This window comes from Campylobacter devanensis, from assembly GCF_002139915.1.
Classification (GTDB): Bacteria; Campylobacterota; Campylobacteria; order Campylobacterales; family Campylobacteraceae; genus Campylobacter; species Campylobacter devanensis.
The window spans coordinates 1,404,812-1,431,385 of record NZ_CP018788.1 but is presented as its reverse complement, the minus strand read 5'-3'; the positions used below and the strand labels follow the sequence as shown (position 1 = coordinate 1,431,385).

Below are 26,574 nucleotides of genomic sequence, written 5' to 3'. Positions count from 1 at the left end.
ATTTAATTTAAATAAAATTTAGATAAGATATAAAAAATTTTAATCAAAGGATAAAAATGAGTAACACAGTAACATTAACCGACAATAGAAATGGAAAAAGCTATGAATTTCCTATTCTTGATGGTACTTTAGGGCCTAGCGTTATAGATATATCTAATCTATACAAAGATACTGGTATGTTTACATTTGATAGGGGCTATACTAGCACCGCAATGTGTCGTTCAGCTATCACATATATCGATGGCGAGGCTGGGACTTTGATGCATAGGGGCTATGATATAGCGTGGCTTGCTGAAAATAAAAAATATCTAGATTTGGTATATCTATTATTTAATAGCAAACTCCCAAGCCAAGAGGAGCTAGACGCATTTCGCCAAGAGCTAAAAGAGAGAAGCTATCTAAATGAAAAGATGATAAAACTATTTGATTGTTTCCCTGATAAGGCTCATCCGATGGCGGTTTTACAAGCAAGTGTAGCTACTATGAGTGCTTACTATAAAAGAGATATGAACTTTGATGATATGAAAGATTATATGGAATTAGCTAAAAGAATGGTAGCTAAAATCCCTACTATGATAGCATTTTATTATCGTCATGTTCGTGGCTTCCCAACTGTATATCCAGATCTTGATCGTGGATTTACAGAGAATTTCTTATATATGTTAAGAGCATTCCCACACAATAGAGTAGATCTAAAACCAATCGAAGTAAAAGCATTTGATACAATCTTAATGCTTCACGCTGACCACGAGCAAAATGCCTCTACTACGACTGTTAGGACAGTTGGCTCTACTCACGCTCATCCATACTCATGTATAAGTGCTGGTATTGGTGCTTTATGGGGACATGCTCATGGTGGTGCTAATGAGGGCGTTATAAGACAGCTTGAGATGATCGGTACTCCAGATAGAGTTGATGAATTCATCAAAAAAGCAAAAGACAAAAACGATCCATTCCGCCTAATGGGCTTTGGACATAGAGTTTATAAAAACTTTGACCCAAGAGCCAAAGTATTAAAAGGCTTAAGAGATAGATTAATTGATGAGATTGGTATAGATAGCAATCTAATTAAAGTCGCTACTAGAATCGAAGAGATAGCTCTAAATGATGAGTATTTCGTATCTAGAAACTTATATCCAAATGTGGATTTCCATAGTGGTGTAATCTTAAAAGCTTTAGGAATTCCAAATGAGATGTTTGCGGCTATATTTGTAATGGGTAGAGTTCCAGGCTGGCTAAGCCAGTGGATGGAGCTAAAATCTCAAGACAATATCAAAATTGTTCGCCCAAGACAGCTATATGTTGGACCAGCATCTCAACCTGAGTAAGCTTCACGACATTGCCATCTCTGCAGCTTTGGCTGCAGGAGAGGCTATTTTAGCTGTTTATGATAAATTTGAGCTATCTTTAAAAAGTGATAGCTCACCCTTAACTACTGCTGATTTAGTAGCAAATCAAGCGATATTTACCCACTTGCAATCGACACAAATTCCTATATGTTCTGAAGAGAGTATTTTGCCTTTTCATATGCGAAATGAAGATGCGCTTTTTTGGCTTGTTGATCCGCTTGATGGAACAAAGGAATTTATTGCTAGAAATGGAGAGTTCTGCGTTTGTATAGCTTTAATTTGGCATTCTAGGCCTATTTTAGGAGTTATATATACTCCACTTAGCAAAGAGATTTATAGTAGCTTTGCAGGTGCGCCAGTATTTAGAAATTTTGAGCAAATAGGGGAATATAAGGAAAATTTACAAAGTCTAAAACTAGTAAATAATACTTTAAATTTAGATGGTTCAAATATTTTAATTAGCGGTCGTTCAGCTGATATGACGCAGATTGAAAATTTTGCTAAAGAGTTTAATTTAAATTTAGCTACGCTTGGTTCAGCGATTAAATTTAGCAAACTAGCAAGCCAAGAAGTTGGAGTTTTTATAAGATTTTATGGTTCGCATATTTGGGATACGGCTGCGGGTGATTTTTTATTACATCAAAGTGGCGGGATTATGCTCTCACTTAGTACGCTTCAACCGTTAAATTATGCTAAAAAAATTACATTAAATGATAGCTTCATTGCATTGAGCCGTAGTCAAAAGTCAAATTTAAAACGATATCTAGAATATATAAAATTACAAATTATTTGATCTAATTTATGGAATAATTTATCGTTATAATGAATAGTTTTTAATAAAAATAAAATTACCCATATAATTTTATCTTTAAATTCTTTTTAACACAATATTTGAAACATCTTATGCTGTTTGTTTAGGATAAAGGCTCTAAAGGGCTAATTTAAGATGGAGTAATCAAAAAATTTCCATATTTAAATATATTAGATTTAAGGAGTATTGATGGAAATTTTAAAAGAGACGATTGAGCTTATAGAGATTTTAGATTATGTTACAATAGTTTTTGCATTTTTTGCGAGGTTACTATAAGGCTTGAAACAAATAATAAATTCAACTGGGCTTAGACATAGCCTTATATAATAGCAGATATTCTTTTATTAGCTTGTAGTATTAAATATTTGTATTATATTTTGATTATTATATGTATTATTTTAAAAATGAAACATAACAAATATCCTAATAAAAGTTGTCTAAATTTAAATTTGTTTAAAGTATATATCGATATAATCAAACCTTAAATTTATAATTTTATTTTTAACTAATGAGCCAATAACACTAAATAAGCTCAAATTAAAGAGAGCGCTATGAACGAGATGTTGAAAAAGCTGCAAAACTCTAGCATAACTCTATCTGCTGCAGCTAAAGAACTAGCTATAAGCGAAGATGAGATTTGTGAGATTATAAGTGAACAATTTGGCTATGAGATAGCTGATATAAGTGTGGTAGATTACACTTTGGCTGATAGTTTGCCATTAGATATAATGGTTAAATTTGAGATTTTACCTATTAAATTTGAGGCTAATATCATTAGTGTTGCTATGAAAAATCCATTTAATACAAGTGCACTTTTAAGGCTTCGCAATATCTATAAAGATAAAATCATAAAACCTCTAATTATCCAACCAGCTAAGCTAGATAGAATACTTGCTAAACTTCCGCTTCATTATGGTTTAAATGCCATAATTTCACAGGTAAAAGTGCAAATCAATTCCAAAGGATCTAATGATAATAGCGCAGTTTTACGGCTTATTGATAGGGTGTTAAATAGTGCTATAGATCTAAACTCTAGCGATATTCACATTGAGCCAACTAGTTTTGGTTGTGTGATTAGAGTGCGTATTGATGGGGTTTTATGTGAGTTATTTGAATTTGATAGTGATATATATGCTGGGTTAATTGGTAGGTTAAAGCTGCTTGCAAATTTAGATATTGCTGAACATAAAAAAGCACAAGATGGTAGATTTTCATATGATATAAATGGCAGAAGTATTGATTTTAGAATTTCAGTTTTGCCTATTATTGATGGGCAAAGTGTAGTGCTTAGGATTCTTGATAGTCATAAGATGATTGTAAATTTGCAAAATTTAGGATTAAATGAGTTGAATTTTAGCACTTTAAAGCGTGCGATTTATAAAAACTATGGAATGATTTTAGTTACTGGTCCAACAGGAAGCGGTAAAACTACTACTATTTACTCAGCACTTAATGAGCTAAAAGGGCCAACTAAAAAGATTATTACCATAGAAGAGCCAGTAGAGTATCAAATGAGCTATCTTCAGCAAGTTGCTGTTGGGCATAGAAGCGCAATTAGTTTTGAAGAGGCGTTGCGTTCAGCGCTTCGACAAGATCCAGATATTATAATGATAGGTGAGATTAGGGATTATCAAAGTTTGCGTACAGCTGTGGGCGCAGCTCTTACTGGCCATTTGGTACTTAGTACATTACATACTAATAATGCTATTAGTGCTATAGATAGAATGATGGATATGGGGTTGGAGCGTTATCTTATTAGTGGTGCTATTATAGCGATTATGGCACAGCGTTTGGCTAGAAAGCTTTGCTTGTATTGCAAAGAGATGGTTGAGGATGGACGATATAAGGCTCATGGTTGCCCTAACTGTGTAGGAACTGGATATAGTGGTAGAGTTGTCATTAGTGAGGTTTTAGAAATTAGTGCGAATTTAGCTTCGCTTATGGCTCGTGGCGAGTCTAGTGGGATTATTCTAGCAGAGGCTAAGCGTGAAGGTTTTATCCCTATGGAAGTAAGTGCTATGGAGCTAGTAGATAGTGGAGTTACTAGTCTTGAAGAGATATTAAGCCTGATTTAATTAGTTAAGACAATGAGACGATATAATGCTAGAATTATTACCAATAATGCTATAATAACTCGTACTATTACTGCATCAAATTTAGAAAATGCTAAAGAGATTTTATCTTCAAGCGGCGAGATTATTTGCTATTAGTGAGGAGAGTAAAGTTGGGCTTGGAGCAAAATTTAGGCGGATTGATAACAGAGTTTTAGCTATTTATATTAGGCAGATTGGAACCTTAATGGAGGCTGGAGTAAGTGTTCTTGAGGCTTTTTCTAGCGTGGCGCAAGGGTGCCATAACCCTATACTTAGGAAAATTTTAGATGATATTAGCTCAGATTTGAACTCTGGCCTGAGTCTTGAGCAAGCTCTTAGCGGGTTTAAAAGTGAACTAGGAGCAGTTAGCGTAGCGATGTTTGCTCTGGGACAAAATAGCGGACGGTTGCCTGAGGCGCTTTTTATGCTTAGTGATATGCTCAACGAGATGGCAGAAAATAAGGCAAAATTTAAAAGAGCGCTTCGTTATCCTATGATAGTTTTACTCTCTTTGATAATAGCGTTTAATCTATTAATTGTGATGGTAGTACCATCATTTGCTGGAGTATTTGCAGCTATAGGCGGAGAGCTTCCGCTGGCTACTAGAATACTTTTAGGGCTTGAGAGTTTTATTGCTGGTTATGGATTTTTGGCATTATTTGGGATAATTTTTATTGGATTTTTGATTTGGTATTTTTATAGATTTAACTCTAAATTTAGGATAAAATTTGATAATTTTTTGCTTAAAATTCCATTGCTTAAGGGGTTGATTTTATATAGTTCATTGACTAAATTTAGTCTGCTTTTATCACGATTGATAAGTGCTGGAATGTCAATTGATAAGGCTATAAATATCGCAAATGGTGTTGTAGAAAATAGTTATATAAGCAGTAAAATCGCTTTTGTAGCAATGGATATCCATAGCGGGCAGACGCTTAGCAAGGCTTTTGAAGGTGCTCATGTATATGAGAAAATAGCTATCCAGATTATAAAGGCTGGACAAACAAGCGGAGTAATTGATGAGATGTTTGCTCATGTATCAAAGTTTTATAAGCAAAAATATGACACGCTTATCGATGGGTTAAATGGGAGTTTAGAGCCAGTTTTATTAATAGCAATAGCTGGGGCAGTACTACTTTTGGGGCTTGGAATTTTTATGCCACTTTGGGAACTCTCTAGTGGTTCTGGGTTGTATTGATTTATTTATTTAACTTATACTTTATGTATTAGCCTTGAATGTTTTATTTAAGGCTAATACATTTTAAATCATAATGAGTAAAACTATTTTATTTAATTAAATGATAAAAGATAGACTTTTGCATTAAAATCCATAATTTTTTACGAAAATAGGCTATTTACGCTCTCATCGTGATATACTCTGCGGATTACCTCGCCAAATAGTGGCGCTGTGGTTAAAACCTTGATATATGGGCTTTGCTCTTTGAGTGGGATGGTATCAGTCGTGACTAGCTCATCTAAGGCTCCGCTATTTATCCTATCATACGCAGGCCCGCTTAAAACCGGATGAGTACAAAAGGCCATTACGCTTGTGGCGCCATTTTTCTTAAATACTTCAGCGGCTTTGACTATTGTGCCTGCTGTATCGATCATATCATCGATTAAGATTACATCCTTGCCATTTACATCGCCTATGATATTCATAACTTCGCTCTCGTTTGCTTTTTCGCGGCGTTTATCTACAATCACCATATCTAGATTTAAGCTTTTAGCTAGGCTTCTAGCACGTGCTACGCCACCTACATCAGGGCTTGCCACAATAGGATTTTTAAGATTTTTACTCTTTACATAGTCTAAAAATACAATAGTTCCATAAAGATTATCTACTGGAATATCAAAAAATCCTTGAATTTGCCCAGCGTGAAGATCCATAGTTACTACTCTATCTATGCCAGCGGTTTGCATCATATTTGCTACTAATTTAGCTGTAATTGGTACTCTTGGAGCAGCTTTTCTATCTTGTCTAGCATAGCCAAAGTATGGCACCACTGCTGTTATAGAGCTTGCACTTGAGCGTTTTAGAGCATCAGTTAGGATTAGTAGCTCCATTAGGTTTATATTGGCTGGAGCACAGGTTGGCTGAATGATAAAAACATCTTTACCCCGCACACTTTCGCCTATTTGTACGCTAATCTCTCCATCGCTAAATCTCTTTATACTAGCTTCGCTAAGCGGAATTCCAAGATATTTAGCCACCATTTTTGAAAACTCTACATTTGCTGTCCCAGAAAAAATCTTATATCCACGCATTTTTGCCCTTTTTGGAAGTATAGAGTTAATTTTAGCCTAAATTTGCTTAAAAATTAGATGGATTTTGTAGGCTAAATTTGAGTTTATGAGCGATATGTAAGTAAATTTATTATAAAATCTTATAAAAATTTAGGGCTAGTATGGGAAATTTTATCTGTTTACATTGTAAGGGTGAGTTTGATCAAAGTGTTGCTATAAAAGATGATAGCGGACATGAGTTTTGCTGTAATGGATGTATGAATGTATATGGGTTTTTAAATTCTCATAATCTATCCGAATTCTACGATAAATTAGGCAATCAAAAACATTTCAAAGCACCAAATTTAACTAAAATTGATACTGAGACATTTTATAAAAATTATGTCAAAAATAGTGATGGATTTTGTGAAATTTATATAATTATAGAGGGAATTCATTGCTCGGCTTGTGTATGGTTAAATGAAAAAGTATTAATCTCAAGCGATGGAATTATAGAAGTATCGCTAAATTCAGCCAGTCAAAAAGCGCATATAAAATGGGATGATAGCATTATCACATTAGATCAAATTTTGCATAAAATCAGCTCTATTGGCTATACCCCAATCCCATATGATCCACAAAAAGCCGATGCAAGAGCAAGTCAAAAGCGTAGAGAGTTTTACGCTAAGATGCTTGTAGGGATATTTTGTACGATGAATATTATGTGGGTGGCTGTAGCCTTATATGGCGGATACTTTAGTGGAATGAGTAAGGATATAAAAGATATCTTACATTTTGCAGAGTTTATTTTGGCCTCGCCGGTACTTTTTTATACTGGTAGTGAGTTTTTTAAAGGGGCATATTATGCTATTAAAAATCGCCAAGCCAATATGGATTTAAGTATTGCTGCTGGAGCAAGTATAGCGTATTTTTATTCGGTATATGCGATGCTTAGTAGAAATGGCGAGGTATATTTTGACTCTGTAGCGATGATTATTACTTTTGTATTTATTGGTAAATTTCTTGAGGTTATTAGCAAGAAAAAATCAATAGATACTCTTGATCTGCTTGGCTCTCTTTTGGTAAATCAAATTTATGTAAAATCTAATGATAAATTTGAGTTAAAAGATGTCAATGATGTAAAATTAGGAGATATCATCAAAGTGCGTAGCGGTGAGCGTGTAATGATTGATGGTAGTGTAGTTAGTGGGGCTGGTAGCTTTGATTTGAGTAGCATTACCGGAGAGAGCTTGCCGGTGTTGATTGGTCCTGATAAGAAGATCATAAGCGGGGCTATGTGTATAGATGGAAGTGTAGAGTATGAAGCAACTGAGCTTTTTAAAAGTTCAGTTCTTAGTAAGATTATAAATCTTTTAAATAAAGCAAGCTTTAAAAAACCAAAAATAGAGCTTTTAGCTAATCAAATTTCGGCCAAATTCTCTTTAGTGATTTTGCTTTTAGGACTTGGGACATTTGGGGTATGGCTATTTAATTCTGGAGAGATTAGTGTAGCAATTATAGTAGCTATTAGTGTGATTATCATCGCTTGTCCGTGTGCTTTAAGCCTTGCTACTCCAGTAGCTACTTTAATAGCTTTAGGTAGCGCAATGCGTGGTGGAATAATCTTTAAAGAAGCTAAGGTAATTGAGAGTTTAGCAAAGTGTGATTGTGTAGTTTTTGATAAGACTGGCACTTTATCAAAATCAAAACTAAGTGTAATTAAAGCAATAAAACTAAAAGAGTATAATTCATCTTTATTATACTCTTTAGCTCTTGCTTCTACTCATCCAGTAAGTGTGGCTATTAGGGATTTTAGTATTAGTAAACAGCTAAATTTGAGCGATATAACAAGCTATAGCGGTCTAGGAATGAGTGCAAAATATGGCGATTTAACTATTTATGGTGGTAGTTCGCGATTTATGAGTAAGTTAGGATTTGGGGAGTTTGAGGATAATGGGCTTAATTATTATTTTGCTATAGATGGCGAGGTTGTGGCTAAATTTGAACTTGAAGATGAATTAAGGGATGAATCTGTAGATGTGATTAGGTCTTTACAAAATAGTGGATATAAAGTTGTGATGCTAACCGGAGATAATGAAATTACTGCTAGCAAGATAGCTAAAAGATTAGGAATTAGCGAGTTTTATGCTAATAAAGATCCATTGCAAAAATCGCAAATAATTAAGGAATTAAACGCAAAAACTCCAGTAGTTATGGTAGGAGATGGGGTTAATGATGTGGTTGCGCTAAGTATGGCTAGTGTGGGTATTTGTATGGGTAGTGGAGCGCAAATTAGCGTTGAAAGAAGCGATGTAGTACTGCTAGATGATAATTTAAGCTCACTTGTAAAAGCGCTTAATCTTTCAAGATTGACATTTAAAACTATTAAGCAAAATTTAGGTTTTACTTTAATATACAATGCCCTTACTATTCCACTAGCTATGGCTGGGTTTATTATCCCGCTATTTGCGGCAATATCGATGTCGCTTAGCTCCATTATAGTGGTATTAAACTCTACAAAAATCAAATTAAAAGGATAAAAATGAGTGGTGTAATAGCTATAATGCTAGGGATCTCTACTTTACTTGGTGCTGCTGCGCTTTTTGGACTTTTGTGGGGAGTAAAAACTAGACAATTTGATGATTATTCAAAATTTTTAGATGGTACTAAATTTGATAGTGAAGATGCATTAAATGATGCCATAAATTTAGAAAATCGTAAAAAGGATCTAATGAAAAAGCGTGATAAAGATAGGGGTTATAGGCCGCCAGATTAATTTTTGAGTTTAAGCAAAGCGGCAATATAAGAAATGCTATTTTATATGTATTATGAAAGCATAGTTATAATTTTTATACTACTACACTTTCATACTTAGTGATAATTTTTATTTCCCTTTAGGATAAAGCGATGCGTGATATAGGCAAAATCCTACTAGCGCTACACCGCTTACAATATGTACAGCTTTGGCGGTTTTATTTTTCATAAATAGTGCCGTACTAGCGGTTAAAAGCAGGCTACTACTCATACCAATCTTTGCTATTTCTCTTTTAGTCTCTAGGCTAATTTTTGGTTTTTTAAGCTCTTTTACTGCGTTCATTTCTTTTCCTATTTTTGATTTTTTTATATGCTCTTAGATTAGTTTGCACGCTCAATACTAGGCTACCAATCACTCCTATAGCAATTAAAATTGGCATTATCCATCCCTCTTGATACGAATTCGCCTAAGTGCGTTAAGCAATAAAGCTATTGTTGTACCGTTATGCGCTATGGCAGTTTGTATAGGTGAGAGTTTGCCTAAACTTGCTAGTATCAATATGAGTGAATTTACCCCCACTGTGACCTTAAAGCTATTATTAACCTTTGATAGACAAGATATAGCTAGCTCTCTAGCATCTGCTACAGCCTCAATATCATCACGTAGTAATACTACATCTGCGCTAGCTTTGGCTATGTCAGCACCTTTGTGCATTCCAATACCTATATCGGCTCGCACTAGTGCTGGAGCATCATTTATTCCATCACCTACAAAAGCAACTTTTTGACCATGTTTGGCTGCTTTTAGCATAATCTCATCTAGAATTTTAGCTTTGTCAGTCGGTAGTAGCTCTGCATAATAATTTGTTATACCAAGCTCTTTAGCAATGGCTTTTGCCTTACTTTTACTATCTCCAGTAAGCATTATAAATTCTTTTACACCGCTTTTTTTAAGTCTTTTTAGAGCCTCTTTGGAATTTGGTCTAATAGTATCTTTAAGCAGTATAACTCCTAATAGTTTACCATCAAATCCGATAAATAAAGGCGTATCTCCATTTTTTAATATTTCATCTATCTCTTCAGAGTGCTCTTGAAAGCTTATACACTCATCATCTTCTAAGAAGTGTCTTGAGCCAATTACTACACTTTTTTTACCTACTTCACTTTTTACACCATGAGCTACTATAAATGTTACCTCATCATGATGAAAATGGTCAAAATTATTCTCTTTAGCTGCTCTTACTACAGCTTGTGCTACTGGATGAAAGTAGTGTTCTTCAATACTTGCTGCTAAATTTAACACTTGATTAGCATCCCAGTCTTGATGAAATGAGTGCACTTTTAATACTTCTAGATCGCCATTTGTTAGCGTTCCAGTTTTATCAAAGACAAAGATTTCACTTAGCTGAAGACTCTCTAAACTTTTAGCACCCTTTACGATGATTCCCTCTTTAGCAGCACTTGATATAGCTGATTTAAATGCTACTGGAGTAGTGAGTTTTAAAGCACAAGAATAATCAGCTTGAAGTACGCTAGCAGCACGCACTAGTTCGCCAGTCATAGCATAGCTTAGTCCAGCAAGACTAAGAGTAATTGGCACTAAAGAGTCTGCCATTTTTGAAGCAGTTAATTCTTGGTTTGAGCGTTCATCTAGTGTGGACTGGATATATGATTTTATGCGATTAGTAGCAGTGTGATCGCCTACAGCTTCAGCCCAGATTTTAATCTTACCTTCTTGAACTATTGTACCACTTAGAACTCTATCGCCTCTACTTTTACTAGCTGGAGTAGCTTCTCCTGTCATTGAAATTTGATTTATTAAAGCTTCTCCATCGATGATGTGACCATCTATATATATAGTATCGCCAGCACCTACTACTACAATATCGCCAATTTGTATATCATCACTTGGAATTTGACGCAGTGTTACTTTGCTATCAGTTATACTCTCAACCCACGCCATACCGCCTTTTTGCTTAGCTAGTTCTTTGATAAGATCATCGCTTTTATACATTGTAAGCTCTTCTATATATTCACCCAAAGTCAGCATAAAATTGGTTGAATTTGCTGCCTTATAGTCTTTTAAATATAGTGAAATTGCTACGGCTGCAGCTTCAAGGCTACGAGATGTGATGCCTTCGCTAAATGTCTCTTTTAATCCACTTTTTAGCAATGGAAAGGAGGCTAAAAGGCTAAAACTAAGACTAAGCACTGGACTTCTAAGAAATGGAGCTATAGCTAAAGCACTAGCAGCACGTACCACCTCAGATGAGCTTGGGATTTCGCTTCTTAGTGCGATGTAGCTATCTTTTTTGCTCTTGCTTTGGCTTTTGATTTCATTAGATTTTAAAATATCTGAAATTTGATTTTGAATTTGATCTAATGAGCCTTCATAGCTTATAATTATACTTTTGATTATCCCATTTATGCGTACATCTATCACATTTGGCAAAGAGTCTATAGCAACTCTAAGCAAGAGAGGATCTACACTGCCTTCATAGCCAAATCTAGCTCTAGATTTGGTTTTGTGCAGAAGTTTTATAGGCATATCTTACTCGCTAGCTTCAGCTTTTGCATCTTCGTAACGCTCTTTTAGCTCTTCTAAGCCACATTCAAATAGTGTTGAAATTTTAGCAAATCCCTTAAAAATTGCTCTTTGGGCATTTTCGTTAGTCAAGATATATGTAGCTGCTGCGCCAATTAATGCTCCTTTTAAGAAATCGCTACTATTTCCAGCGCCAAAAATACCATCTAAAAATCCATTTTGAGTATTTTGATTATTTTGTGTATTTTGAAAATTTAAATTTGACTGATTTGAGCTTGAATTTACATTTTTAATATAGGGATTATTATTTATCATTATTTAACCTTTTTTGTTGATTTTTTAATATTTTACAATCTTTTGGTTTAAATGCATTTTGGACGCCATAGACAAAGGCTCCACCAATTGCAATATATGTAGCAGCTTCTACTATTTTAGTTGAGGTGCTTTTATTTGGATTGCCAATGGTGTTTGATGCGGCAATAGCACATGCTCCAATTGCAGCACCTTCAAGTGTTGATTTTATTGTAGTTTTAATAGCTTCATCTTGAGTGATTTGACCATCTTTTAATTTAGCATATTGGTATGCACCGCTTGCCATAAGTGCCAAAATTGCTCCACTAACTGCATGTCCGCTCACTGAACGAGGCGCACCTGTGTTTATCATTGATTAATCCTTGGATTGCTATTTTCTAAATTTAGATTGGTAGCTGATTTTAGGTTTGACTCATCTTGAGAGTTTGGAGTCTCTTGAGTTTCTATTTTTGCTTTTGGTTTGCGGCCTGGTTTTTTTCTTTCTGGTTTGGCTTGAACTTTTTCTTTAATGTTTGTTATAGTAGCTTTGCTGGCATTTATGCCATCTTGGAATTTTTTGTCTAAATTTAAGTTTCCAAGCGATTTTGCTATCTGATCTCTTTTAGTAAACGCAAATGCAATTCCAGCACCTAATGCAATTCCAGCGATAAATGGTAATGCCATATTTTACTCCTTATTTTTATTTAGTAATTCATTTACGATAATCACGCCAAAAGCGCCCATTATCGCACCGCCAACTAAACTGTAATTTAATTTACCTAAAAATCCCTCTAATTCATCTTGGCCTAGTGAGCCATCTTTTAATTTATTCACCATTATAGCAGTCTCATTTATTAAGGTTTTACCTTGATTTAATTGTTCTAAAAGATTGTTATTTTGATTTAAATTTAGAGCATTTTGCAAGGATGGGATGTGATTATTATAGCTAGCTGCTTGAAGCCTGTAAAATGTATCTATTATTTGTGCATCGTTTTCGTTTGTTACTAGAGTATTGTAGAGTTCTACATTTGCTTGTTCATTTTGTAGTGCTATAACAGCTGCTTCTTCAAAGCTTTTAGGGGTTGCAAAACTATAAGGATTTGCCGGTATTTGCGCACCAAGCTCATTTAGATGGAAAATAATAGCATTTATATGATTTGCCTCAGCCTCTAAAAGATTAGTAAATGGTGCTCCAAATTTACTAGCGCTAAAGTAGAAGCTATAAGCTTTATACTCATCATCTAACGCTTTTAAAAGATTATCTATGCTCATTTTATATCCTTTAAAATTTCATTTATCACACTAGCAACTTTATCTAAATTTCGGCCATTTGCTGCGTCTTCAAATAGGCTTGGCTCTAGTAGTTTAGGGTCATAAGATATGGTTAGTGAGCCAATTAGTTTATTAAATTTAATCTCTTTTATTAAAGGTAGTTGGCTTAATTTATCCATTAGATCTTTGGGATTTATATCGCTATTTTGAGCGGCGTTTTTGAGCTTTAAACTAGCACGAAGCCTAATCCTGCCTGGAGTGTGGTGAATAATGCTAAAATAATCACCCAAAAGCTCTAAATCGCTTGGTTTTATCTCTAAATTATTTAGTGAAATTTGGCTATTTATATCCATAAAATTACTCAATTTTGATATTAAATTTGACAAAATTATATATAAATGATTATAAATCTTAACTTAAATTTTCATATATTGATATTGATTTTCATATCATTAAATCAATAAATTTAGTATATTTTAATAATAAAATTTGATAAATTCGCAATTTTCTTAACTATATTTGTAAAATCATTATCATATATATTTTGATAATATCCAAATATTATAATTTATTAAGATTAAATTTAGATTTTATTATTATAAAATCAGCTGCGATTAAAATAAGATTGAAATTTATAAGAATTTAGAATAATAATTGCCTTTAAGAGCTAAAATCAAGGCTTTTTAAGTGAGAAAATTAAAGCGCTACTTAATCCAAATTTGATATAATTAATCAAATTTTAAAGGAACATAGATGAAAATTTTAAGCCTTGCTAGTAAGCTATCTTTACAATCTCCTAAGCTTGTTGATAAATTTAAAAATGATGAAATTATGGTGATTAGTCCGCTTGATGATAGTATAAATGCGAATTTTATCAAGTGCGAAATCGGTGCTATAAGTTACGCTTTGGCTCTTATAGGTTTGGAGTTTGGCTTTGGTGGGGAGTTTTGGGATGAGCTAGATTGTGGTGAGTTAAGTGGTGAGTCAAATATAGGCGAAGAGGAGTTGCCGTCTATTTGCGAATTTATTAAAAATTGCGATATTTGCGTTATTAGTGATGAGATTTTTGAGAGTAATGAGAGTAGTGTAAAGGCGATTTTGTCGCTGTTTAAAGGCAAATTTGGCTTTAAAATAGTAAATTTAAATGGCGATGAGGTAGAATTAAATGGCGAGTTAGTAGAGCTTGAAGCGATCCCAAGCTATGATAGTGCTGTGGTATTTACTCATCCGCATTGTGATGAGTTTAGGGCGGGGAATTACTTTGGGATTGCTGCTAAGTTAAAAGATGGTGATGAGATCAATATACATTTAAGACAAAAAGATATAAAAGCTAAACTTTCAATAGATAAATCTATTAAAGGAACCATAGGATTTTTAGGCTTTGAAGGGGCGAAATATGGTTTTGAAGTTTTGAAATTTAGCCCTTTGGTTGGCTAAATTTCTATATATTCTACTATTTCACCAGCTTTTAAACCATCTTTATCGCTTGGGCAAATTAACAATACACCGCCATTTATGAGATTTCCTACGATGGCTGAGCTACCGGATTTTTTGGTTGCGGTGGAGATTTTGATGGTGCCGTTTTCGTTGGTTATACTAGCGGCACTAAACTCTTCAAATGGTGATTTTTTGGTATGGTTATCTTTTAAAATCGCTTTAAATCTATTTTTTTTATTTAGCCCAAAGATATGCTCTATAAACTCTTTAAAAAACAGCACACAAGTCACCATTGCCGAATAGGCAAATCCAGGCAAAGCAAATATAAATTTATCATTGATTTTAGCTACTTTGATATGCCTACCAGGCTTGATGCTAGCACCATCTATGATTATTTTAGACTCTCTTGTGATATCACGCATAAAGTCAAAATCCCCCACGCTAACGCCACCTGTGGTGATGATGAAATCCGCTGAGATTAGGGCGTTTTGGAGTGCGGTTTGGATCGCTTGTTTATCATCTTTGATGATTGGCATGATGATTGGCTCGCATCCCATATCTTTGAGTAAAGATGAGATAGATATGCTATTTGAGCTATAAATTTGAGCTTTATGCTCTTTTATTTGGCCTATATCTAAAACTTCGCTACCAGTGCTTAATATCGCAACTCTAGGTCGGGCTAAGACATTGATATAGCTATATCCTAATTCAGCCAAAAGAGCTAGCTCACAATATCCAAGTTTGGTGCGAGAGCTTAGTAGTAGCTCTGATTCTTTATAGCTCTCGCCAACTTCTCTAATGGCAAATCCTTGCGATACAGGCCTAGTAATCTCTATATACTCACCGCTTAATTTGACATTTTCTATAGGCACGATAGTATCAGCACCATCGCATACTAAGGCACCTGTAAGAGTCTTGACACACTCATTTTCAGATATGGCGATATCATCGCTATTTCCGGCGGGGGCTATGTTTATTATCTTGATTTTATTATTTTGATTTGTAAATTTAATAGCATAGCCGTCCATACTTGAAGTTGGATAGGCTGGATATGGACTTTTGGCTACTATATCATCTGCTAAAATTCTCCCAAGCGCTCTATCAAGCGAAACTCTCTCTATAAAATCCCATTTTGGGGCGAGATTTAGTAAATTTTGGAGATTTTCATTATAGCTCTTCATTGCTCACTCCTAAAATAGAGATAACCTCATCACGGCTTATTATATTAGAGTTGAATTTCACTATACTATATCCATTTTGTTTGTAGCGATCTACTATACCATTAACGCTATCTAATATTGATATATCGGCGTTTTTAAGGCGTATGATTTGAAATATTCTTGGGTCGCTTAATTGAAATAAGATTAAAAGCCAAATAGCTGAGGCCACAGCTAAAACCACAGCTAAAGCCGTGATATTATAGCTATGTAATAGATATCCGCCCACTGCCCCACCAAGAAAGCTACCTAAATAGCCAAATGAGTTAAATATACCAAGTGCCGAGCCTCTTTGGTTTGATTTGGCGAATTTGCTAGCACAGCTTTGCATGATTGGCTCATGGATATTAAATCCTATGAAAAATATAACTACAAATATGATGAAGCTCACAGCTGAATTTGCTACACCAAAGCCTATAAATGAGATGATAAATAGCACTACACCGATCAATAAAAGCTTCTTGCTATGCCCTTTGCCATCACCTAAAAATCCTGCCATTCCCATAGCCAAAAATCCAAAAATCATAGAGATCAAATATACAATCCATAAGTTATCTGTGCTATATTCTAAGGATTTTACTAAAACTATCGGGATAGCCACAAAGGCACAGCTCATAAGCATTTTTTGCATTAGATTTGTTAAATTCATTATGGCTAGATCTTTTTGCTTAAGTAGTTTAGTAAGTGGAATTTTGGGGTCGTGATGATGAATTTTTGGCTCTTTTGGCACAGCGCTAAAGAGTAAAAATATACAAAAAATAGTTACTATAATAGATAGATAAAATAGGCTAGAAAGCCCAAATTCACGGCTTAATAACGGACTAAGAATCATAGAAATAGCAAAAGCGATCCCAATCATTCCACCCATCATAGCCATAGCTTTGGAGCGTTTGTCTTCGCTAACTAGATCGCTTATCATAGCAGTTGCTACAGCACCCACAGCGCCGCAACCTTGGAGCAATCTACCAAATAGCATTGTATAAATATCAGTTGAAATAGCGCAAATTAATGAGCCGATTATAAATATAATTAGCCCTACAAATATCATAAATTTACGCCCAAATCTATCACTTAAGCTACCAAAAGGGAGTTGAAAAATCATCTGAGTAATGGCATAAGCACCGATAGTAAGCCCAGCTAAAAACTCATTAGCCCCATCAAGCTCAAGCGCATAAAGACTAAGAACAGGTAAAATAATAAAAAGCCCAAAAAACCTAGAAGCTGCGATAAATCCAAGCGGCAAAACTGATCTTATCATACAAAAAATCCTTAAATTTAAAAAAGAGTAATTTTATCATAATTAATATTAAACTCTTTTAAATTTATTTTGTAAAAAACTTTACGATAAATTTACATTTTTTACATTTTGACTTTACAACTATTATTTATAATTTCGCAACTTAAAATTCAAGGAGTTAAAATGTTTAAAAAATATCTCGTTGCACTATTTGTGCTATTTGGTCTTAATAGCTATTTATTAGCTGAAAATATCTATCCTATATCCCGTGAGATGGGGTCTGGCACAAGGGGCGCATTTGTGGATATATTTGATGTTAAAGAGCAAGTTGGTAAGAAAAAAATCGACGCAACTTCTAAAAAAGCTGAAGTTACAAACTCAACAGGCGTTATGATAACCACAGTTGCAAACTCAAAAAATGCTATTGGCTACATCTCGCTTGGCTCTTTAAATGATTCAGTAAAAGCTGTTAAAATAGATGGCGTAGCACCAAGTGTAGAAAATATCAATAACAAAACTTACACAGTTTTTCGCCCATTTAATCTAGCTATAAGTAGCGATAATGAGTTAGTAAATGACTTTTTAGGTTACACTAGCTCAAATCAAGCTAAAAGCATAATCCAAAAAGCTGGCTATATCGCACTATATGATAATGAATTTAGCTCAAAAAAACCTAGCGGTAAAATTATAGTTGCTGGATCTAGCTCAATTACTCCATTAATGGAAAAATTAAAAGAGAGCTATAAATCACTAAATCCAAAAGCAACTATAGAGATCCAACAAAGCGACTCTACAACAGGGATTAACTCAGCTATAGAAAAAATAGCCGATATCGCAATGGTATCAAGAGAATTTAAAGATAGTGAGTTAAAAAATGGCTTAAAAACTCAAGTTTTAGCCCTAGATGGACTAGCTGTAATAGTAAATAAAGCAAATCCAATTGACTCGCTAAGCAAAGATAGTGTTAAAAAGATCTTTACAGGCGATATCACAACTTGGGAAAAAGTAAAATAATGCTTAAAGAGAGATTTTTTCAAGGGCTTTTTGCCCTTAGCGCCGGCTTTTCTATCTTTGCTGTTGGCGCTATAGCTCTATTTTTGTTTTTCAACGCTTTTGCAACTATATCACAAATAGGCTTTTTGGAGTTTATTTTTGGTATGGATTGGTATCCTGATGAGGAGATTTTTGGTATATTTCCTATGATTGTAGGAAGTATATATGTAACGGCTTTGGCTATAGCTTTGGGCGTGCCTATTGGGGTTTTGAGTGCTGTGTATTTGGCATATTTTTGCCCAAAAGGGTTAAAAAAGATTATCATGCCAGCCGTTGAGCTATTGGGCGCTATTCCATCTGTTGTTTATGGATTTTTCGGGCTTGTGATAGTGGTGCCTTTGGTATCTAATATCTTTGATGGTGTTTCAGGTAAGAGTATTTTGGCAGCTTCTTTGATCTTGGCAATTATGGTTTTACCTACAATTATCTTAGTATCAAAAGTAGCGATTGAGGCTTTGCCAAAGAGCTATTATGAAGGTGCTTTGGCTCTTGGGGCATCGCCTGAGAGAACTGTCTTTTTCGCTATAGTCCCAGCAGCCAAAAGCGGTATTTTAGCCTCTGTGATTTTAGGCGTTGGCAGGGCTATTGGCGAGGCGATGGCCGTTATCATGGTAGCAGGAAACCAAGTCCAAATCCCGCACTCACTAAGTGATGGAGTAAGAACTCTAACTACAAATATCGTGCTTGAGATGGGCTATGCAGCAGATCTGCATAAAGATGTATTGATAGCTAATGCGGTTGTGCTTTTTGTCTTTATTTTGATTATAAATATTAGCTTTAGCGCTTTAAAAAGGGGTAAAAAGTGAGTAGAGATTATCTATCTATATTTTTATCATTTTTACTTAAATTTTCTATTTTTAGCGTGTTGTTTGTATTTTTTGGGATTACGCTTTTTATCTTTATCAAAGGTATTATCTATATCTCGCCAAGCCTCTTTGAGTGGGAGTATAATAGCACAAATGTCTCTTTAATGCCAGCACTTATAAATACTATAAATATGGTTATTTGCTCTTTGGCTATTGCTATGCCACTTGGGATTTTTGGGGCGATTTATCTAAATGAATATAGCAAAAAAGATAGCAAAATTTTAAATCTCATTAGGGTTACTTCTGATACTTTGGTGGGAATTCCAAGTATTGTGTATGGGTTATTTGGTTATCTTGCTTTTGTTATATATTTTGGATTTAAAACTAGCTTTATAGCAGGGGTTTTGACTCTTAGTATTATGATTTTGCCTTTGATTTTAAGAAGTAGCGAAGAGGCTCTAAAATCTGTCCCAATGGGTTATAAAGAGGCATCTTTGGCTCTTGGGGCTAGCAAACTTCGCACTATATTTGCTATCATCTTGCCTAGCGCCACAGCTGGGATATTGGCCGGTGTTATCCTAAGTATTGGTAGGATAGTTGGTGAGAGTGCGGCGCTACTTTATACCTCTGGAAGTGTAGCGCAAATCGCTGGGGCATTGGATTCTGGGCGGACTCTAAGCGTTCATATGTATGCTATATCTAGCGAAGGTCTTCACATAAATGAAGCTTATAGCACGGCGATGGTGCTTATTGTTATTGTATTTTTTATGAATTTTATCTCAAATTTTGTAGCTAAAAAGATTTTAAAGGATAGTTGATGAAAAAGTGCTTTGATATTAATAAACTAAATTTACATTATGGGGCATTTCACGCATTAAAAAATATCAATATGGAGATTACCAAAGGCGAAGTTACGGCCTTTATCGGCCCTAGTGGTTGTGGTAAATCTACATTTATCAAAACCCTTAATCGTATGAATGATCTAGTAGAAGGTTGTAAGATTGAAGGGGAGATATTGTTTCATGATAGGGATATTTATAGCAAAGATTATGATATAAATTTGCTTAGAAAGCGTGTAGGGATGGTATTTCAAAAGCCAAATCCATTTGCTATGAGTATATATGATAATATCACTTTTGGCCCTAAGACTCATGGCATAAAAGACAAAGATACCCTAGATAGCATAGTAGAAAAGAGCTTAAAAGACGCTGCTTTGTGGGATGATTTAAAAGATAGATTATATAGCTCGGCTTTAGGGCTTAGTGGCGGCCAGCAACAAAGATTATGTATCGCTAGAACCTTAGCTGTAGATCCAGAAGTTATCTTAATGGATGAGCCAACTAGCGCACTTGATCCTATATCTACGGCCAAAATAGAGGAGTTAGTCTTAAAACTCAAAAAAGATTATACAATCATAATAGTAACTCACAATATGCAACAAGCTCACAGAATTTCGGATAAAACGGCGTTTTTCTTGATGGGCGAAGTGATCGAATACGATGATACAAAAAAGATATTTAATAAACCAAAAAACCAAAAAACTCAAGATTATGTTATGGGGAAATTTGGGTAAGTTTGCTATAATTTGGCAAATTTAAAGGAATTTAAGTGATCTATGTCTTAGAAGATGAAGGGGCGATTTTAGATCTTATTTGCTATGCTTTAAAATCCCAAAATATCCCAGTAAAAGGCTTTAGTCTAGCTAAGGATTTTTATAAAGCCTTAAAAGATGAAATTCCTCAAATTTTGGTTTTGGATGTTATGCTCCCCGATGGCGATGGATTTGAGATTTTAAAAGATCTTAAAAATAGTGCTAAATATAAAGATATTTGCGTTTTGATGCTTACAGCTCTTGATAGTGAGATAAATAAGGTCAAAGGCCTTGATCTAGGTGCTGATGACTATATCGCAAAACCTTTTGGAGTGATGGAACTTTTGGCTCGTATTAGGGTGATTTTTAGACGCAAAGCCAAAGAAGAGCCAAATAGCGATATAAGCTTTAATGGGTTGGAGTTTTCATATAAAAATCATATTGTTAAAGTTAATGGCAAGCCTTTGGAATTAACCTTAAAAGAATTTGAATTACTTGGATTTTTATTACAAAATCCAAATCAAGTTTTTAGCCGTGATATGCTTTTAGAGATGATATGGGGCTATAGCTATGATAAAGAGAGTAGAACGATAGATATGCATATTAAAACTCTAAGAAAAAAGCTTGGCAATATGTCAGATATGATTAGGACAATTCACGGAGTTGGCTATAAGTTAGTAAGAGAGTAGAATGCAAAAAAGGGTATTTTATTTCATTATTTTTTCTACATTAGCACTAGCTTTATTTATCAATATATTTTTGATATTTTCTATAGAATCTGTGCTTAAAAATGAGCTTTTTGATAGATTAAAAAATTATGCTTATAGCATTAAAAGTGAGGTTTTATCATCTATCCAAAATGGCTCTATACAAAGCTTAAAAGACCTAGATGAGACTTATAGAATTAGTATAATTGACCAAAATGGAGTTGTGATATATGATAATTTAGTAAATAATCTAAATTTGGATAATCACAGCAATAGAGCCGAGTTTAAAGATGCGATAGAAGATGGAGAATCCACAAATATACGCTATTCTAATACGCTTTTAAAGCGAAATTTATATTATGGGCTTAAAATCTCTAATGAAAAAGGGGAATTTGTTTTAAGAATTTCAAAAGAACAAGATTATCTATATGCGATATTTATGAGCTTTATCCCTTATATCATTGCTGAGATTATAGCGGTGCTGATATTTTCATTTTTATTAGCTAAATACCTTACGCATATAATCTTACGCCCGATTCAAGGCATTGATTTAAAAAATTTAGATAGCAATCTACCATATCCAGAGCTTAGAGTTTTGATAGAAACTCTCAAAAAACAAAACAAAATTATCAAAAGCCAATTTAAGCATCTAAAACAAAAAAGACAAGAGCTACAATCCCTAACCAAAGGTATGAAAGATGGCATTATCATCATCAATCGCTCCGGCGAGATACTAAGCATCAATCCAAGCGCTCAAAAATACTTTGCTAATTTAGCCAAACATACTAATATATCTCAAATTCAAAATGATTTATTTTTAAAGCTTTTATTACAAAATTTAAGAGATTTCAAAGATGGCAAGATATCTTGCGAGATAAGAGAGCAGATAGTGTTTATGCAAGAGACTTTGGTGGAGTGTGAGATTGTCTTTTCGCCGATTTTTTCGCAAAAAGGCAAATTTAAAGGGCTAATTATCGTTATTTGCGATATCACAGAGTTTAAGCGAAACCAAAATTTAAGCAAAGAATTTAGCGCTAATGTAACTCACGAGCTTAAAACTCCGCTAACTTCTATAATGGGAAATGCCGAGATGATTAGAAATAATCTTGTAAAAAGTGATGATATCCCGCATTTTATAGATACAATTTATAATGAATCTAAAAGATTATTACACCTAATAGAAGATATTTTGAAATTATCATTTTTAGATGAATCTAGCACTAAGAATATCCCATTTGCCAAAGTAGAGCTTAAAAATCTACTCTTAAAAGTCTATTCTAACTTAAAAAGCGTAGCTAAAAAATATGATATTGAGTTTAAATTTGAGCTTGAAGAGGCCTATATACACGGCTCAAAGGAGCTATTAGAACACGCTATTTTCAATCTATGCGATAACGCTATTAAATACAATCACCCAGGCGGATATGTCAAAATCAAGATAAAAAATTTAAAAGATTGTGTAGAACTTAGTATCAAAGATAGTGGCATAGGAATTGAGCCAAGCTCACAAGAGCGGATATTTGAGAGATTTTATTTCGTGGATAAAAGTTATAGCAAAAAAGTAGGTGGCACAGGATTAGGACTATCAATAGTTAAATCAGTTTTAAATATGCACCACGCCAAAGTAAAGCTAAAAAGCCAAAAAGATATAGGAAGTGAGTTTATTATCACATTTGCTAAGGATATAAAATAGATAAAAATTAAGTAAATATAAGCAATAAAACGATTAGATTAGTTAAAAAAAATAATATTAATAAAGTAAACTGTGCTAATTAAAACAATGCAAAAGATTATTACATAGTTTATAACTATGTAAAATATTAAGAACTCTTATGTTTAGCTTATTCTTTAACTTTTGATTTAGCCTAAGAGGTAATTTCTATATAAGTTCTTTTATTGTAGAATCTATTTTTTATTTTATTATATGTTTATTTTGGAGCGTAATATGTTTAGATATATTTTTGTTTCTTTAGTTTTAGTATCTACTTTATATAGTTATTGTAGAGAGCCAATGAAACCTATATGTATTGGTTCATCGACATCTTTTAAAACATTTAAAAATTCCTGTAGAGATGATGTAGAAGATTATATTAAAGATTTAGAGAGATATACAAAGTGTGTAGTAAGTGAATCTCGTAATAAGATTCAAGAGGCAATAGATAGCTATGAATGTTATTCATCTGGTGAGAATTTTTGTTATTGATATATACTTTGATTTTTAGATTTATAAATCATTAGTATATTAGCTTAATTAAAATAGTGAGCCAATTAATAATTAAAGAGCATAAAATATTAAAACTATAGATATGATAAATTCCAAGAATATGAGTACAACAGAAGAATAGTGTTTTGTATTGAACGAAAAGCTAAAGAAAATATTGCATACAAAATCTAAATTAAATACTTTAGCCAAATGAAGCATAGCTTATTGCTAAAAGGAGTTTATAAATCCTATCTAGATAAAATTTATAAACTCTAAAAAATTAATATTATCAAATAGCAAAGTGTATCTTGTTTAGTCATTGTATAGAATTAATTAAAGCTATATATTAGTTAATTGATATTTATTAAAACTGATAATTGATTAATATATGGATATTCAAGAGATAAGTGGCTCCGGATGCTGGAGCAATTAGAAAAGGGCTCTAATATCTATTATACCGCTATTTGCTAAAGGTCTTAAGGTTTGCGTGTGTATACTTTTGTATATACTTTGATAAAATCACCCCTTTTATTTTGCTTTAGATTTTATCTTTTTTGGCTGATTAGATTAGATTGTATTAGCTTGTATTTTGGCTATCCACTTTATGCGTGGAGAGCTTTGACTTTGTAAAGGGTGTGAATTGAACTCATACCCATTAAATAAGCTATCTAAGTTAAAATTAGGGAGCTTTGACTTTGTAAAGGGTGTAAATCTGATTTACACGCTTTAATAAGCTCTCTAGGCTTTGTCTAGGTAGCTTTATCCCTATGGTTAAAAATAGCTTTGATATTAAAAGCTAATTTGAATAGCGATATTATATCTAAAAATGCTTAAATAGTAAATTAGCTGGTTAGACTATGGGGTAATTCTGACTTAGCCCATATAGGATTTAGATATGATTGCTAATTTAGTATAGTGTTGCTTTAATATAAGTATAAGCTAAATAATTATAAGATTTTATAGATATTAAGGTGGGTTGTAGTGTGGTTTGTAATGTTGTTTAGGCAACAAAAAAGCCCCGATTATATAGCCTATATTCTCTAAACTCTCTATTTATGGGGATAGAAAAGTAAATAAAATTGGTAGAGAATTTATAATTTATTCTTATCTCCATTAGAGAGCTAAAAAGCCAAATACCGCCCCCGCTCGTGCGTATAGTGCTTTAAGCCCATTTTGTAAAGTTACAAAAACCCCGAAATGGTGCGGACACTCATTTCAATTCCTTTCACACTATTAAAAAAATATTGATGATTAATTAATTTTTTATTTAAGAATAATTAATGATTGGCATAGGTGGGATTTTGGTAACAATTATCACTTAAATTGGCGTTTAGGGTTTGGAGTTTAAAGGGCGTGGTATTTTGCTAAACCCTTTAAAGCTGGGTGAATTAGGTTCTATAGCTTTACTGGCTACTATTGGTTTTAGTCACTTATCTTTAGTCATTTATTAAAAATCTTAGTTCAAAGCGGTTGAGCGGATAGGGTAGGGCGTTTTTTGTTGTTTTGCTATAAATTATAATTTTTTGTAAGTTGCTATTGATATTTTTAGCGGTTGGGGCTTTGCTCTCTTGTATATATAGTGTGCCTTGGTAATTAAAGAATTTGGCGTGGATTTGGTCTAAATATGTGGCTTTATTGATAGCGTATTCTTTTGTTATTGGCTCGTTATCGTGATAATCTAATGCTATATCAAAGCTAACTAAATTTAGCGTTTTACGCTCCTTTAGATTATCGCAATATTTGAATATATATTTTAAAATTCTTATGATGGGGTTGGTTAGCTTTATTGGGATTTTTGATTGTGGGTTGTATTGTGCTAATCCGTGGAGCTCTATAATAATAAAATTATTTAATGTTCTTTTGGCTTGTCTTGCCTTTTTAAAGCTAATGCTAGAGTAATAGGTGGTTAGTGTTATCTTGTTGGTTATTTTGCTTTCAAAAGCTATTTTTGGAGCTTGTGGAGTCAAAAGGTCAAATAGATTAAACTTTTTATCGTTAATTTGCGTTTCGTGCATTTGTATATTTAATTTTGCTAACCATTTGGTAAATTTGCTATAAAAACTTTTGGTAGCTATAAATCTTAAGCTATCACAATTAAGAGAGCTAGGCTGGTTAAATGCGTTTATATTGCTTAGGGCTTTTTGTGCTTCTGTCTCGCCTATGCTTTGATAAATCGCTTCTATAAGGCTAAACGCCATTTAAATCCTTTTATATGTGATTTACAAAAGGATTTCACACCTAAAGAGATATTAGGATATCTCCTTAGGTCTAAAATCGGGCTGGGATATTGCTTTAAATCGGGCTATATTAGTTTATAAATGGCGGATTAAATACCAGCATCCGGCACAAATAGAGCATAAAAAGGATATTAGGGAGTAAATGATGATTTCCCCCATTCTTTCATACATTTTTAGGCTCCTTTGCTTTTACTCTTATCTTGAGTTTAGCAAGGATTGCTCTATTCTTTGTAGTAAAATAGCTAAGCAATAATCTAGCGTATGCTATACCGGATTTATTGATATAATATTTCTTATATCTGATATCCGTTTTAGGGTCTCTTACCCACTCATCAAGTAAATTTAAGCCATAATCTCGCTTTAAATCGCCCAAAATATCTTTAACGCTATTGGTAGCGTATTTACTAATCTCGTGATTAGTGATTTTTTTGCCATCAATTAAGGCTTTTAAAAGCATTTGAGCGCTTTTATCACTTCCCCTTAATTTGGGAGCTATTAATTTTTTAGCGGGGTTCATATCTCACCCCCTTTATTTTTGCTTAGATAAGATAAAACCTCATCCAAAGCCCATAAGCGTTTGCTCCTGCTTACTATTAATCTTGGTTGAGGTATTATCCCATCTTTTAAATAACGCCATAATGTAGCGTCCCCTTTGATATGTAGTAGGGTTTTTAATTGCTTAGTATCTAATAAAACGATACCGCCATTATTTTGGAATTTATCCAAATTACTCATTTAGTTCTCC

Annotated in this window: 27 protein-coding genes; 14 read left to right on the top strand and 13 right to left on the bottom strand. The window is 33.7% G+C overall.

All coding sequences use genetic code 11. The features are described 5' to 3' along the window. The first annotated feature begins 56 nt into the window (after positions 1 to 56). The 5 genes from CIGN_RS07215 (at position 57) to CIGN_RS07200 (ending at position 5,451) form a co-directional block, all read left to right on the top strand. Positions 57 to 1,328: a citrate synthase gene (locus CIGN_RS07215; protein ID WP_086245182.1), complete on the top strand. Its 1,272-nt coding sequence runs from the start codon at positions 57 to 59 to the stop codon at positions 1,326 to 1,328. Next, positions 1,303 to 2,142, top strand: a complete 840-nt coding sequence (locus CIGN_RS07210) for a 3'(2'),5'-bisphosphate nucleotidase CysQ family protein (protein ID WP_236844754.1) — start codon at positions 1,303 to 1,305, stop codon at positions 2,140 to 2,142. The genes CIGN_RS07215 and CIGN_RS07210 overlap by 26 nt, the downstream gene beginning before the upstream one ends. A gap of 569 nt (positions 2,143 to 2,711) precedes the next feature. Next, on the top strand, positions 2,712 to 4,235 hold the full coding sequence (locus CIGN_RS07205) for a GspE/PulE family protein (protein WP_086303015.1): 1,524 nt from the start codon (positions 2,712 to 2,714) through the stop codon (positions 4,233 to 4,235). Positions 4,236 to 4,247: 12 nt separating this feature from the next. After that, complete coding sequence (locus tag CIGN_RS08430; protein WP_257789250.1) at positions 4,248 to 4,370, top strand: hypothetical protein; 123 nt, start codon at positions 4,248 to 4,250, stop codon at positions 4,368 to 4,370. After that, a complete protein-coding gene (locus CIGN_RS07200; protein ID WP_086303013.1) occupies positions 4,324 to 5,451 on the top strand; it encodes a type II secretion system F family protein in 1,128 nt (375 codons plus the stop codon). Before CIGN_RS08430 ends, CIGN_RS07200 begins: the two co-directional genes overlap by 47 nt. 140 nt (positions 5,452 to 5,591) lie before the next feature. Here the strand turns inward: CIGN_RS07200 and CIGN_RS07195 are convergent, their stop codons facing one another. After that, complete coding sequence (locus tag CIGN_RS07195) at positions 5,592 to 6,521, bottom strand: ribose-phosphate pyrophosphokinase (protein WP_086303011.1); 930 nt, start codon at positions 6,519 to 6,521, stop codon at positions 5,592 to 5,594. Positions 6,522 to 6,661: 140 nt separating this feature from the next. Here CIGN_RS07195 and CIGN_RS07190 point away from each other — a divergent pair, with 140 nt between their 5' ends. Further along, complete coding sequence (locus tag CIGN_RS07190) at positions 6,662 to 9,019, top strand: heavy metal translocating P-type ATPase (RefSeq protein WP_086303009.1); 2,358 nt, start codon at positions 6,662 to 6,664, stop codon at positions 9,017 to 9,019. Positions 9,020 to 9,021: 2 nt separating this feature from the next. Beyond that, positions 9,022 to 9,255, top strand: a complete 234-nt coding sequence (gene ccoS / locus CIGN_RS07185; protein ID WP_086225591.1) for a cbb3-type cytochrome oxidase assembly protein CcoS — start codon at positions 9,022 to 9,024, stop codon at positions 9,253 to 9,255. A gap of 108 nt (positions 9,256 to 9,363) precedes the next feature. On the opposite strand, the gene CIGN_RS07180 is transcribed toward ccoS, so the two are convergent. The 7 genes from CIGN_RS07180 to CIGN_RS07150 all read right to left on the bottom strand — a co-directional run bounded on the left by CIGN_RS07180 (position 9,364) and on the right by CIGN_RS07150 (position 13,694). Further along, the gene (locus CIGN_RS07180; protein WP_086225590.1) at positions 9,364 to 9,576 is read right to left on the bottom strand and encodes a hypothetical protein; all 213 of its coding nucleotides are present in this window, start codon (positions 9,574 to 9,576) and stop codon (positions 9,364 to 9,366) included. Positions 9,577 to 9,672: 96 nt separating this feature from the next. Next, the gene (locus tag CIGN_RS07175) at positions 9,673 to 11,781 is read right to left on the bottom strand and encodes a heavy metal translocating P-type ATPase (protein ID WP_086303007.1); all 2,109 of its coding nucleotides are present in this window, start codon (positions 11,779 to 11,781) and stop codon (positions 9,673 to 9,675) included. 3 nt (positions 11,782 to 11,784) lie between these two features. Beyond that, positions 11,785 to 12,093, bottom strand: a complete 309-nt coding sequence (locus CIGN_RS07170; RefSeq protein ID WP_236844753.1) for a YtxH domain-containing protein — start codon at positions 12,091 to 12,093, stop codon at positions 11,785 to 11,787. Further along, entirely contained in the window at positions 12,083 to 12,442 is a 360-nt protein-coding gene (locus CIGN_RS07165) for a magnetosome protein MamC family protein (RefSeq protein WP_086303005.1), read from the bottom strand. The genes CIGN_RS07170 and CIGN_RS07165 overlap by 11 nt, the downstream gene beginning before the upstream one ends. Then, positions 12,439 to 12,753: a hypothetical protein gene (locus CIGN_RS07160; RefSeq protein ID WP_086303003.1), complete on the bottom strand. Its 315-nt coding sequence runs from the start codon at positions 12,751 to 12,753 to the stop codon at positions 12,439 to 12,441. The genes CIGN_RS07165 and CIGN_RS07160 overlap by 4 nt, the downstream gene beginning before the upstream one ends. Before the next feature lie 3 nt (positions 12,754 to 12,756). Continuing rightward, positions 12,757 to 13,341 carry a ferritin family protein gene (locus CIGN_RS07155; protein ID WP_086303001.1) on the bottom strand — a complete coding sequence of 195 codons (585 nt, stop codon included), beginning with the start codon at positions 13,339 to 13,341 and terminating at the stop codon, positions 12,757 to 12,759. Continuing rightward, positions 13,338 to 13,694: an HMA2 domain-containing protein gene (locus tag CIGN_RS07150; protein WP_086234974.1), complete on the bottom strand. Its 357-nt coding sequence runs from the start codon at positions 13,692 to 13,694 to the stop codon at positions 13,338 to 13,340. The genes CIGN_RS07155 and CIGN_RS07150 overlap by 4 nt, the downstream gene beginning before the upstream one ends. 400 nt (positions 13,695 to 14,094) lie before the next feature. On the opposite strand from CIGN_RS07150, the gene CIGN_RS07145 reads away from it, so the two are divergent. Beyond that, positions 14,095 to 14,778, top strand: a complete 684-nt coding sequence (locus CIGN_RS07145) for a hypothetical protein (RefSeq protein ID WP_086302999.1) — start codon at positions 14,095 to 14,097, stop codon at positions 14,776 to 14,778. On the opposite strand, the gene CIGN_RS07140 is transcribed toward CIGN_RS07145, so the two are convergent. Both CIGN_RS07140 and CIGN_RS07135 read right to left on the bottom strand, forming a co-directional pair. Next, positions 14,775 to 15,959: a molybdopterin molybdotransferase MoeA gene (locus CIGN_RS07140; protein ID WP_086302997.1), complete on the bottom strand. Its 1,185-nt coding sequence runs from the start codon at positions 15,957 to 15,959 to the stop codon at positions 14,775 to 14,777. The two genes, CIGN_RS07145 and CIGN_RS07140, sit on opposite strands and share 4 nt — an antisense overlap. Next, entirely contained in the window at positions 15,946 to 17,253 is a 1,308-nt protein-coding gene (locus tag CIGN_RS07135; RefSeq protein WP_086302995.1) for an MFS transporter, read from the bottom strand. The genes CIGN_RS07140 and CIGN_RS07135 overlap by 14 nt, the downstream gene beginning before the upstream one ends. 162 nt (positions 17,254 to 17,415) lie before the next feature. Here CIGN_RS07135 and CIGN_RS07130 point away from each other — a divergent pair, with 162 nt between their 5' ends. From CIGN_RS07130 to CIGN_RS07105, 6 genes are read left to right on the top strand one after another with little or no spacing between them, the layout of a single operon-like run. Continuing rightward, entirely contained in the window at positions 17,416 to 18,246 is an 831-nt protein-coding gene (locus tag CIGN_RS07130) for a substrate-binding domain-containing protein (protein ID WP_086302993.1), read from the top strand. Continuing rightward, positions 18,246 to 19,091, top strand: coding sequence for a phosphate ABC transporter permease subunit PstC (gene pstC, locus CIGN_RS07125; RefSeq protein WP_086302991.1), 846 nt, complete (start codon positions 18,246 to 18,248; stop codon positions 19,089 to 19,091). The genes CIGN_RS07130 and pstC overlap by 1 nt, the downstream gene beginning before the upstream one ends. Next, on the top strand, positions 19,088 to 19,909 hold the full coding sequence (pstA, locus tag CIGN_RS07120) for a phosphate ABC transporter permease PstA (protein ID WP_086302989.1): 822 nt from the start codon (positions 19,088 to 19,090) through the stop codon (positions 19,907 to 19,909). Before pstC ends, pstA begins: the two co-directional genes overlap by 4 nt. Then, on the top strand, positions 19,909 to 20,664 hold the full coding sequence (pstB, locus tag CIGN_RS07115) for a phosphate ABC transporter ATP-binding protein PstB (protein ID WP_086302987.1): 756 nt from the start codon (positions 19,909 to 19,911) through the stop codon (positions 20,662 to 20,664). The genes pstA and pstB overlap by 1 nt, the downstream gene beginning before the upstream one ends. 35 nt (positions 20,665 to 20,699) lie before the next feature. After that, a complete protein-coding gene (locus CIGN_RS07110) occupies positions 20,700 to 21,371 on the top strand; it encodes a response regulator transcription factor (protein ID WP_086302984.1) in 672 nt (223 codons plus the stop codon). A 1-nt stretch (position 21,372) separates the two neighbouring features. Beyond that, positions 21,373 to 23,082, top strand: a complete 1,710-nt coding sequence (locus tag CIGN_RS07105) for a sensor histidine kinase (protein WP_086302969.1) — start codon at positions 21,373 to 21,375, stop codon at positions 23,080 to 23,082. Positions 23,083 to 25,028: 1,946 nt separating this feature from the next. On the opposite strand, the gene CIGN_RS07095 is transcribed toward CIGN_RS07105, so the two are convergent. The 3 genes from CIGN_RS07095 to CIGN_RS07085 all read right to left on the bottom strand — a co-directional run bounded on the left by CIGN_RS07095 (position 25,029) and on the right by CIGN_RS07085 (position 26,564). Continuing rightward, positions 25,029 to 25,790 carry a hypothetical protein gene (locus CIGN_RS07095; protein WP_086302966.1) on the bottom strand — a complete coding sequence of 254 codons (762 nt, stop codon included), beginning with the start codon at positions 25,788 to 25,790 and terminating at the stop codon, positions 25,029 to 25,031. Between the two features lie 202 nt (positions 25,791 to 25,992). Beyond that, the gene (locus CIGN_RS07090) at positions 25,993 to 26,346 is read right to left on the bottom strand and encodes a glycoside hydrolase family protein (RefSeq protein WP_086302964.1); all 354 of its coding nucleotides are present in this window, start codon (positions 26,344 to 26,346) and stop codon (positions 25,993 to 25,995) included. Continuing rightward, entirely contained in the window at positions 26,343 to 26,564 is a 222-nt protein-coding gene (locus CIGN_RS07085; RefSeq protein ID WP_086302962.1) for a helix-turn-helix transcriptional regulator, read from the bottom strand. Before CIGN_RS07085 ends, CIGN_RS07090 begins: the two co-directional genes overlap by 4 nt. Positions 26,565 to 26,574: the final 10 nt, after the last annotated feature.

What these genes read in the sequence shown, in the direction of transcription:
- ccoS (WP_086225591.1), top strand. Translation starts at nt 9,022, where the DNA reads ATGAGTGGTGTAATAGCTATAATGCTAGGGATCTCTACTTTACTTGGT.
- pstB (WP_086302987.1), top strand. Translation starts at nt 19,909, where the DNA reads ATGAAAAAGTGCTTTGATATTAATAAACTAAATTTACATTATGGGGCA.
- CIGN_RS07150 (WP_086234974.1), bottom strand. Translation starts at nt 13,694, where the DNA reads ATGGATATAAATAGCCAAATTTCACTAAATAATTTAGAGATAAAACCA.
- CIGN_RS07155 (WP_086303001.1), bottom strand. Translation starts at nt 13,341, where the DNA reads ATGAGCATAGATAATCTTTTAAAAGCGTTAGATGATGAGTATAAAGCT.
- CIGN_RS08430 (WP_257789250.1), top strand. Translation starts at nt 4,248, where the DNA reads ATGAGACGATATAATGCTAGAATTATTACCAATAATGCTATAATAACT.
- CIGN_RS07200 (WP_086303013.1), top strand. Translation starts at nt 4,324, where the DNA reads ATGCTAAAGAGATTTTATCTTCAAGCGGCGAGATTATTTGCTATTAGT.
- CIGN_RS07105 (WP_086302969.1), top strand. Translation starts at nt 21,373, where the DNA reads ATGCAAAAAAGGGTATTTTATTTCATTATTTTTTCTACATTAGCACTA.
- CIGN_RS07165 (WP_086303005.1), bottom strand. Translation starts at nt 12,442, where the DNA reads ATGATAAACACAGGTGCGCCTCGTTCAGTGAGCGGACATGCAGTTAGT.
- CIGN_RS07175 (WP_086303007.1), bottom strand. Translation starts at nt 11,781, where the DNA reads ATGCCTATAAAACTTCTGCACAAAACCAAATCTAGAGCTAGATTTGGC.
- CIGN_RS07215 (WP_086245182.1), top strand. Translation starts at nt 57, where the DNA reads ATGAGTAACACAGTAACATTAACCGACAATAGAAATGGAAAAAGCTAT.
- CIGN_RS07145 (WP_086302999.1), top strand. Translation starts at nt 14,095, where the DNA reads ATGAAAATTTTAAGCCTTGCTAGTAAGCTATCTTTACAATCTCCTAAG.
- CIGN_RS07160 (WP_086303003.1), bottom strand. Translation starts at nt 12,753, where the DNA reads ATGGCATTACCATTTATCGCTGGAATTGCATTAGGTGCTGGAATTGCA.
- CIGN_RS07130 (WP_086302993.1), top strand. Translation starts at nt 17,416, where the DNA reads ATGTTTAAAAAATATCTCGTTGCACTATTTGTGCTATTTGGTCTTAAT.
- CIGN_RS07140 (WP_086302997.1), bottom strand. Translation starts at nt 15,959, where the DNA reads ATGAAGAGCTATAATGAAAATCTCCAAAATTTACTAAATCTCGCCCCA.
- CIGN_RS07205 (WP_086303015.1), top strand. Translation starts at nt 2,712, where the DNA reads ATGAACGAGATGTTGAAAAAGCTGCAAAACTCTAGCATAACTCTATCT.
- CIGN_RS07190 (WP_086303009.1), top strand. Translation starts at nt 6,662, where the DNA reads ATGGGAAATTTTATCTGTTTACATTGTAAGGGTGAGTTTGATCAAAGT.
- CIGN_RS07195 (WP_086303011.1), bottom strand. Translation starts at nt 6,521, where the DNA reads ATGCGTGGATATAAGATTTTTTCTGGGACAGCAAATGTAGAGTTTTCA.
- CIGN_RS07085 (WP_086302962.1), bottom strand. Translation starts at nt 26,564, where the DNA reads ATGAGTAATTTGGATAAATTCCAAAATAATGGCGGTATCGTTTTATTA.
- CIGN_RS07170 (WP_236844753.1), bottom strand. Translation starts at nt 12,093, where the DNA reads ATGATAAATAATAATCCCTATATTAAAAATGTAAATTCAAGCTCAAAT.
- CIGN_RS07180 (WP_086225590.1), bottom strand. Translation starts at nt 9,576, where the DNA reads ATGAACGCAGTAAAAGAGCTTAAAAAACCAAAAATTAGCCTAGAGACT.
- CIGN_RS07090 (WP_086302964.1), bottom strand. Translation starts at nt 26,346, where the DNA reads ATGAACCCCGCTAAAAAATTAATAGCTCCCAAATTAAGGGGAAGTGAT.
- CIGN_RS07135 (WP_086302995.1), bottom strand. Translation starts at nt 17,253, where the DNA reads ATGATAAGATCAGTTTTGCCGCTTGGATTTATCGCAGCTTCTAGGTTT.
- pstC (WP_086302991.1), top strand. Translation starts at nt 18,246, where the DNA reads ATGCTTAAAGAGAGATTTTTTCAAGGGCTTTTTGCCCTTAGCGCCGGC.
- CIGN_RS07095 (WP_086302966.1), bottom strand. Translation starts at nt 25,790, where the DNA reads ATGGCGTTTAGCCTTATAGAAGCGATTTATCAAAGCATAGGCGAGACA.